This window comes from Alteromonas alvinellae (assembly GCF_902705805.1).
The window spans coordinates 1-7,896 of sequence record NZ_CACSIH010000143.1; the positions used below are offsets into that span (position 1 = coordinate 1).

4 protein-coding genes and 1 tRNA gene (1 of these 5 only partly in view) are annotated in these 7,896 nt (G+C 45.6%); 3 read left to right on the top strand and 2 right to left on the bottom strand.

Annotated elements, in window-relative coordinates; genetic code table 11:
• Positions 1 to 151 precede the first annotated feature (151 nt).
• The gene (locus ACX5KA_RS10580) at positions 152 to 2,119 is read right to left on the bottom strand and encodes a M13 family metallopeptidase (protein ID WP_458731102.1); all 1,968 of its coding nucleotides are present in this window, start codon (positions 2,117 to 2,119) and stop codon (positions 152 to 154) included.
• 260 nt (positions 2,120 to 2,379) lie between these two features.
• Between ACX5KA_RS10580 and ACX5KA_RS10585 the strand changes: the two genes are divergently transcribed.
• On the top strand, positions 2,380 to 3,003 hold the full coding sequence (locus ACX5KA_RS10585) for an RraA family protein (RefSeq protein ID WP_039217551.1): 624 nt from the start codon (positions 2,380 to 2,382) through the stop codon (positions 3,001 to 3,003).
• 11 nt (positions 3,004 to 3,014) lie between these two features.
• On the opposite strand, the gene ACX5KA_RS10590 is transcribed toward ACX5KA_RS10585, so the two are convergent.
• Positions 3,015 to 5,480 (bottom strand): carbohydrate binding family 9 domain-containing protein, encoded by a 2,466-nt coding sequence (locus ACX5KA_RS10590; RefSeq protein WP_458731103.1) that lies wholly within the window; start codon positions 5,478 to 5,480, stop codon positions 3,015 to 3,017.
• A gap of 358 nt (positions 5,481 to 5,838) precedes the next feature.
• Between ACX5KA_RS10590 and ACX5KA_RS10595 the strand changes: the two genes are divergently transcribed.
• Both ACX5KA_RS10595 and ACX5KA_RS10600 read left to right on the top strand, forming a co-directional pair.
• Positions 5,839 to 7,680, top strand: coding sequence for an ABC transporter ATP-binding protein (locus ACX5KA_RS10595; protein WP_458731104.1), 1,842 nt, complete (start codon positions 5,839 to 5,841; stop codon positions 7,678 to 7,680).
• Positions 7,681 to 7,847: 167 nt separating this feature from the next.
• Positions 7,848 to 7,896, top strand: a tRNA-Trp gene (locus tag ACX5KA_RS10600); it runs 28 nt beyond the window's last position.

Genomic DNA, 7,896 nt, shown 5'->3' on the forward strand with positions numbered 1-7,896 from the left:
ACTAATCACGAAAGATCAACACGCCTTAGGCCTTCCCCTTTTCTTCCTGCCGGTGCTCTTTTCTCAAAAACGCATCAACAAGCCCCAGTTTAGTGAAGCAAACATGGGGCTTTAATTGTTTTGTTTATGTACTGTGTTTAGAGTACGCGCATTACCAAATTTTCACGCGTTCTTCTGGTGGTAAATACAACGCATCTTCTTCGGTCACGTTAAACGCTTCGTAGAATTCAGGTACGTTGCGAACAGCTCCGTTAGTGCGGAACTTCGTAGGTGAATGGGTATCGGTTTGTACTTGGCTGCGCAACGCTTCTTCGCGATATTTGCTTGCCCAAACCTGGCCGTAACCAATGAATACACGCTGATCGCCAGTGAAACCATCTAGTTCAGGGGCTTCTTCACCATCAAGGGACAGGTGGTAAGCTTTAAGTGCGATGCTGATGCCGCCAAGGTCGCCGATGTTTTCACCTAGGGTATATTCACCGTTTACGTGCAAGTCAGGCAGAACCTCAAACTGGTTATACTGTTCAATCAAGTTCGAAGTGCGTGCTTCAAACTCGCCGCGATCTTCATCCGTCCACCAGTTTCGCAGAACGCCGTCACCGTCGAAGGTTGACCCTGAATCATCAAAACCATGGCCAATTTCGTTTAGCGGAGGGTTGTAGTAAGCATTAACAGTTTGTGGTGTCATGCCCCATTCATGGGTCCACACTGGGCCACCTTGTTTCTTAAGCATTTCTTCATACAGCACGTCCGAAGAACGCTTAAGGTTTCCAAACAGGTCACTGGCATTAACTGTCAGAGCTGAATAGTCTCTCCACTGGTCTGGGTAACCAATTTTTACGGTAAACTTAGACAGCTTGTCTAGTGCTTGTGCACGAGTTTCATCTGTCATCCAATCAAGATTTTCGATGCTTTCTTTGTAAGCTAACAGCAGGTTATTAACCATTTCCATCATGCGGTCTTTCGCTTCAGGCGGGAAGTGCTGTTTCACATAAACCTTACCGATTAGCTCGCCAACGTGGGCATTTGAAAGGCTTACTGCACGACGCCATTGTGGCTGTTGCTCTTCAACACCGCGAAGCACTTTGCTGTAGAAATTGAAGTTTGCTTGATCAAGCTCGGCATTTAAGCGACTGGCTGAAGCATTTAACAAGCCCCACTTAAGGAACGTTTTCCAATCTTCCAGTGAAGTTTCTGCAATAACACCATCAATGTTTTGCATGTAGTCTTTTTGCAGGATGCCTAGCGAAGGAATGTCGCTAATCTCTGCTTCAGTAAGATAAGCGTCCCAGTCGAACTTAGGCATTAACGCTTTAAGTTCTTCAATCGTCAGTTTGTTATAGTTGGCAGCAAAGTTACGGGCCTGCTCTTTTTTCATATGTAGCTGAGCAATTTTAGTTTCAAGTGCGAACAGCATATCCGCACTTTCTTTAGGCGCGTCGAAACCCGCCAGCTCAAACATGGTTTGGATATGTTTAACGTAGGCATCGCGAATGGTTTGTGATGTTTCGTCGTCCTTGAAGTAGTACTCGCGCTCAGGAAGGCCTAAGCCCGACTGCCACGTGTACATCAAATATTCTTTCGGTGACTTGAGGTCAGGGTATTGAGTTAGGCTAAACGGTGTACCGTAGCCATAGCGAGCTGCATAAGCAAAGTACTCAGCAAGGTCGGTATAGTCTTCAATAGCATCAATCTTAGACAACTCAGGTTTAAGCGGCGTAACGCCAAGTTCGTTGCGGGTTTTCATATCCATATAGGCACGGTAAAAATCACCGACTTTTTGCTCGTCGCTGCCCGCTTTAAAGTCGCCTTCGGCAGACGATTTTATAATATCCATAACGTGATCTTGTGCTTCATCGCGAAGGATCACGAAAGAACCGTAGCTCGATTTATCTGCCGGTATTTCAAAATTATCAAACCACTTGCCGTTTACGTAGCGGAAAAAGTCATCACCCGGGTCAACAGACGGATCCATATTTTCTTTAATGACACCTGAAGAAAGCTGTTGTTGAGCCTCTTCGGTAGCCGCGCTCTGTGTCTGTTGTTCTGTGGTTGAATTTTGGGGGCTACAAGCCGTGAGGGCCAGTGCCACACTTAAGCTTAAAACGCTACGTAACATGTGGAGTTTTCCTTTTCATTTTATTAGGCGACATCTGAACTTGCCGCTTATTGTTTTTAGTGCGTTGCGAAACCTGTGCATTCCTTCTAAAGAATGTTATGGCGTATTGAGTGCACGTTTTTTTACTAATTCTTAGCATGACGGGGGGGATAGAAAAAGTGTTTATAGTGAAAATACACAGCTTGTAACAACTTGTAATACACAATTGGCTATAGTGGAAGCAGTTTGGATGCAGGTTATTCAGTTAAAAGGAGTGGTGTATGAAAACCAATGAAATTCCGTTTGATAGTGTTTCCCCGTGCGAGTATGCCGATGCGTTGCCCAAAGAACAGTTTATTGACTATGCCATAAAACCTCTGTGGTCAGGTATTCCGCGAATTGCCGGGCCAGCTTTTACCGTTAAGTGCGACCCAGGCGACCACCTCATGCTACATGCAGCTATTTATCGAGCGAATGCTGGCGACATTATTGTGGTTGAAGCCGATGATAAGTATGCGGTTGCTGGGGGCAATGTCTGTGCAATTGCTCAATCACGAGGCATTAAGGGGTTCGTGATTGACGGCGTTATTCGCGATATTGCAGAAACCAGAGAAAATCAATTTCCTGTGTTTGCGCGTGGTGTCGTGCCAAAACCCGGCGCAAAAAAATGTATTTCTCCACTCAACCAGCCAGTGCGTTGTGGCGGTGTCACCGTTAATGCAGGGGATATTATAGTAGCGGATGAAGAGGGGATAGCGGTTATTCCTCGTGAACAAGCGCAGCATGCTTTTGAGATCGCCAAGGCGAGAGGTGATAAAGATGCGGCAATGTCACTCAGTGAATGGCAAGCGCAGCATCAAGACAAAGTAGAGGCTACGCTCGCAAAATTAGGTTTCACTGATTAAAAATAGATGTCTTAGTAAAGCCACGCATAGCTGAACTTCATAAAGACTGCTTGCTCGGTGCGCAATAGGCCAGGATTTTCATCATCGGCAAACGCTGAATCGCCATAGCCAATGAATAGGCGCGAAAGTGGATTTATCATGTAAGAATACACCACTTGCGTGCCTAGGCTTCTATCTCGAGCATCTACGCGCATTAAGTAATTATCCGTATTGCGCTTGATATCGGCGTAAACCAGTGCAACGCGGATAAACTGTTCTGCACTAAACTGATAACTAAGTCGCAAGTCCGATAGGTTGGCTGTAAAGAGCATTTCATCGTTTACATCAATACGATTGTATTCATGACTCAGCGACGCTTCTAAATGCTGTCCCAAATTAAGGGTAATTGAAGGTTCTAGTAACACCTGATCGCCCAACCGGTCGTTTCTTAAGTCGATTCTGTCACCAATACGGGCAAAATTTTCAAAGTAGAGGGTACGGCTTGGCTGGGCTTCAAAATAGAAGGAAAATTGTTCTTCGGTAAAGCGCGTGGTATTGCCGTCAATGGCTAAACTAGCTCCATTGTGGCGTAATCCAACAGTATCTCTTTTTACCCACTGAAAATTAAAATAAGACTGGTAAGCAGCATTTAACTCTACTTGTGCCTGCATTTCGCGTTCAATAAGTTCACCGTCATCGTTGTGGGTGATATCCCAATCACCGCCGAACTCAAAGCGATTCCACCATTCATTCTCATTCCACCAGATATAGCCGCCGCCCAGCACGCTTTTATGCCTATCTACGGTGCTTTCAAAGCCCAGGTCAGCACGAAAGTCAGCTTGAGTGCTGGTACGATTGGCATAAACATACCAGTCGCGAACCTCGTGACGGTAATCAATCTTGTAGGTACTGCCCGAGAAAGTATCGCTTTCGCGCGTTCGTAGCGTGATCTCGTTAATATCCTCATTGGCACTACAGTCATTACTGCAAAAATCAGAGAACAATGTTTGTGGATATTGCGTTTGTGAGCGAAGTACCTGCACACGTAACGTATCGCTTGGCGTTATTTGATAACGGCTATCTAGGCCGGTAACAATATTGTGGTAATCCTCTGAGTGACGACCAGTAATTATTGCGCCTACGGAAAGGTCATCTGAAATATCGTATCGGTATCGGGCGGCTATATTGGTACTTTCTTCGTTAAGCCTTGCTACACTAGAGCCGAGATTTCCAGGCACTAAAAACGTGGTGCTTTCGTCGTTAGCAGCCAAAATACCAAAAGTATGGTTGTTCACACGCCCCGTTAGTTTTGTGCCGATGTCAGGTGCGCCTATATTACGGGTATAAACAAGATCGTATTGGGTACTGAAAAAATCGGCGTTTTCAAGAAAGAAGGGGCGCTGTTCAGGGAAAAATAGCGCAAACGGGTTGTTGATGCCGAGCTGTCCAGCGTCGGCTTCCACTTGAGAAAAGTCGGGGTTAACTGTGGCTTGCAGTAGCATGTCAGATGTTATGCCCCAGTTTACATCAACACCTATTTCTTGGTTGTCTTGATACCGCCAGTCTGTTGCATCTTGCGAGGGTACAGGTTCACGGTTACGGGCATAACCCGCTACCGCATAGGGCGTAATTGATAGGTTTTGACCTTGCTTTGCCGTTGCGAAACCCTCCATATCTCCCATTTGGCATAATCCGCATGCGTTATTTCTGTCAACGGGCCTATTAGAAATTCGAAGGTTATTCTCTCGCGGATAGAAACGTACAAACTCTGCGCGCCATCTCTTTGGGCCATCATTATCGAGAAAGTTCATGATGCGAAAAGGCAATGCGATCTCAACGGTATAGCCGTCTGGTGTTATTTGTGCTTGTGCGTCCCAAATCGCATTCCAACTATCGCTTTCACTCAACGTCATTTGGTTTTCGATGGCATCAGACTGTATGCCACGTGGGTTAACAAAGAACTGGTATGACAGACGGCTGTCGCCAAACGTATCTATTTTTATTCCAACTAAGTCGTTATCCCATACGTTGTCTCTATCTCGAAATAAGGCGCGTAATTGCGACGGGTCGTCGTCTTGCGCAGTAAATGCAATATATATGCTTTCGCCGTTTTCAAATATGCGCGCTGTTGTGAGTACGGGAGGCGTTGTATTCTCAAAAGGACGAGTAACAAATGTAAGGGGTACTTTAGTTGCTTCTTCCCACACAGCCTCGTCGATAATGCCATCAAGTTCTACTGTGCCTGCGATGAAAGGAACAACCAGCGAATCGCTGATATTGTCATCAGACGTTTCGGTAATGGTATTTTCCGACCGCTCTGTAACGATAGTGGGAGGTATTGAAATTTCTGCTGCTTGAGGTTGCTCGAGTGGTGTTTCTTGTAGTGGTGTTGCAAAGGCAGAGCCCGCAGACAGACAAACCGCAAAGGCATATGACGCAAAGATTGTACATACGCGCTTAAGCGCAGTATCGCCGCGCTTTACTAAAAAATTATCCATAATAATGTGTGTGATGTCGTTATTATTTTTTCCCGCGCAAAGTATGAATAAAAGCCAAGAAGACAAAAAGCAGCCTAATCGCAAATAAACGGATGCTTAACGTGTTTTCAATTTTTGCTTAAGTGAAATTGCAGCAAAACGACCGGCAAACCGAAGCGAAGAAATTGCACGTAACAAACCAAGGTATCACCGACAACGCGTGAACATTTAGTGTAGAATTGCGTACTTAGTAAGAGTGTATTAACCCTTGTATTAAAAAAATATATCGCAATGGAAAGTACACGCTAGTCACGTCATTGCTATCTAGCATTGGCAACACGCATTAGCCATCTGTCACTGAATAACTAACGAGTTCTACATGTTTTCATTTTTTGAAAAGCTAACCCAGCCTTTCCCTGACACGCCGCCTACCCAACCGCCAACAGGTATCGTTGCCTTTTGTAAGTACTATACGAAAGGCATGTGGGGCGTGATACTTACTGTTTCCGTACTTAGTGCCATTGTGGCCATGTTAGAAGTGGCGCTATTTGGTTTTCTAGGTCAGTTGGTTGACTGGTTCTCTGAACAAAGTCGCGAAACCTTTTTAGAAGACCAAAAATTTACCCTAATTGGCATGGGTTTAACCGTTCTCGTTTTTATTCCATTGTTTATTTTGTTGCGCTCGTTGTTTTCTCGTCAGTCTTTGATGGGGAACTACCCCATGCGCATTAGATGGCAGGCACATCGCTATTTACTTGGCCAAAGTTTAACCTTTTTCCACGATGAGTTTGCCGGCCGTGTGGCTACCAAAGTGATGCAGACAGCACTATCGGTACGAGAAACCGTGACCAAGGTTCTCGACTTGCTGGTGTATATCAGCGTTTATTTTATTTCTATGGTCGTGCTTATTTTCAGCACTGACTGGCGCTTAGCCATGCCGCTTATCGTGTGGTTTTTTGTGTATATCGGTATCTTGAAGGTGCTGGTACCAAAACTAAAAGAAGTTTCGCAAAAGCAAGCCGACGCCCGCTCATTAATGACAGGGCGCATTGTCGATAGCTATACCAATATCACAACGGTGAAGCTGTTTTCACATAGTCGCCGCGAAGCAGATTACGCTAAAGAAAGCATGGATGGTTTTCTTAAGACGGTTTACCCGCAAATGCGTTTGGTTACCGTGTTGGAGTTCTGCGTGGAAATGGCTAACGCCATTCTCATTTTTACTGTGGGCGCGCTCTCTGTGTATTTGTGGATGGAGAACATTGCGAGCCCGGGCGATATCGCCATTGCTATTAGTCTGTGTTTACGACTAAACGGTATGTCGCACTGGGTTATGTGGGAAGTATCAGGTTTGTTCGAAAACTTAGGCACGGTGCAAGATGGCATGAATACACTAGCGCAGCCTATTGCAGTAAAAGACAAGCCAAAAGCCGATGCGTTAAAGGTAAATGGCGGCGGGATTAATTTCGATAATGTGCATTTTTCCTATTCAGGTGCAGACAACAAACCTATTGATGTGTTCACTAACTTGGATTTAGCCATTAAGCCCGGAGAAAAAGTGGGTTTAGTAGGGCGTTCTGGGGCGGGTAAATCGACGCTGGTCAATTTGCTCATGCGTTTCTACGATACCCAGAGTGGTCGTATTGTTATTGACGGCCAAGATATTACTGAAGTAGGCCAAGAGACGCTTCGTGCTAAAATTAGCATGGTGACTCAAGATACCTCTCTGATGCATCGCTCGGTACGCGATAACATTCTTTACGGACGCACGGATGCGACAGAAGAAGATATGATTCGTGCAGCCAAACAGGCCGAAGCGCACGACTTTATTCTTACGCTTACCGATAGTTACGGCAGAACAGGGTACGATGCGCATGTAGGTGAGCGAGGCGTTAAGCTTTCAGGCGGTCAGCGCCAGCGCATTGCCATAGCTCGCGTATTGCTAAAAGACGCGCCTGTACTGGTGCTGGACGAAGCCACATCTGCGCTAGATTCAGAAGTTGAAGCGGCAATTCAAGCCTGTCTGGATAAAGTGATGGAAGGCAAAACCGTGCTGGCTATTGCGCATCGACTGTCAACCATTGCACAAATGGACAGGTTACTTGTTCTAGATAAGGGCAATATTGTAGAGCAGGGTACCCATGCGGAGCTTATTGCGCATAACGGGATATATGCAAAGCTTTGGGCACACCAAACAGGCGGATTTATTGGTGTTGAATAGGTAAGGCGCGAATTAGCGTTCAATCGCAGATGGGATGGATAAACCGCTTGTATCTTGAAAGTGGTTAAGTATAATACGCGTCCCTCCCTTGCGATACCGCACTTTCCTTAGAAAAGACGCACAACTCACAAGGGCAGTGTAAGTAAATTTTGTCTTATCGACACCACAGGGGTGTAGTTCGAATTGGTAGAACAGCGGTCTCCAAAACCGATGGTT

Bases quoted from the DNA above. Each gene is read 5' to 3' on its own strand.
- ACX5KA_RS10580 (WP_458731102.1), bottom strand. From the start codon at position 2,119: ATGTTACGTAGCGTTTTAAGCTTAAGTGTGGCACTGGCCCTCACGGCT.
- ACX5KA_RS10590 (WP_458731103.1), bottom strand. From the start codon at position 5,480: ATGGATAATTTTTTAGTAAAGCGCGGCGATACTGCGCTTAAGCGCGTA.
- ACX5KA_RS10595 (WP_458731104.1), top strand. From the start codon at position 5,839: ATGTTTTCATTTTTTGAAAAGCTAACCCAGCCTTTCCCTGACACGCCG.
- ACX5KA_RS10585 (WP_039217551.1), top strand. From the start codon at position 2,380: ATGAAAACCAATGAAATTCCGTTTGATAGTGTTTCCCCGTGCGAGTAT.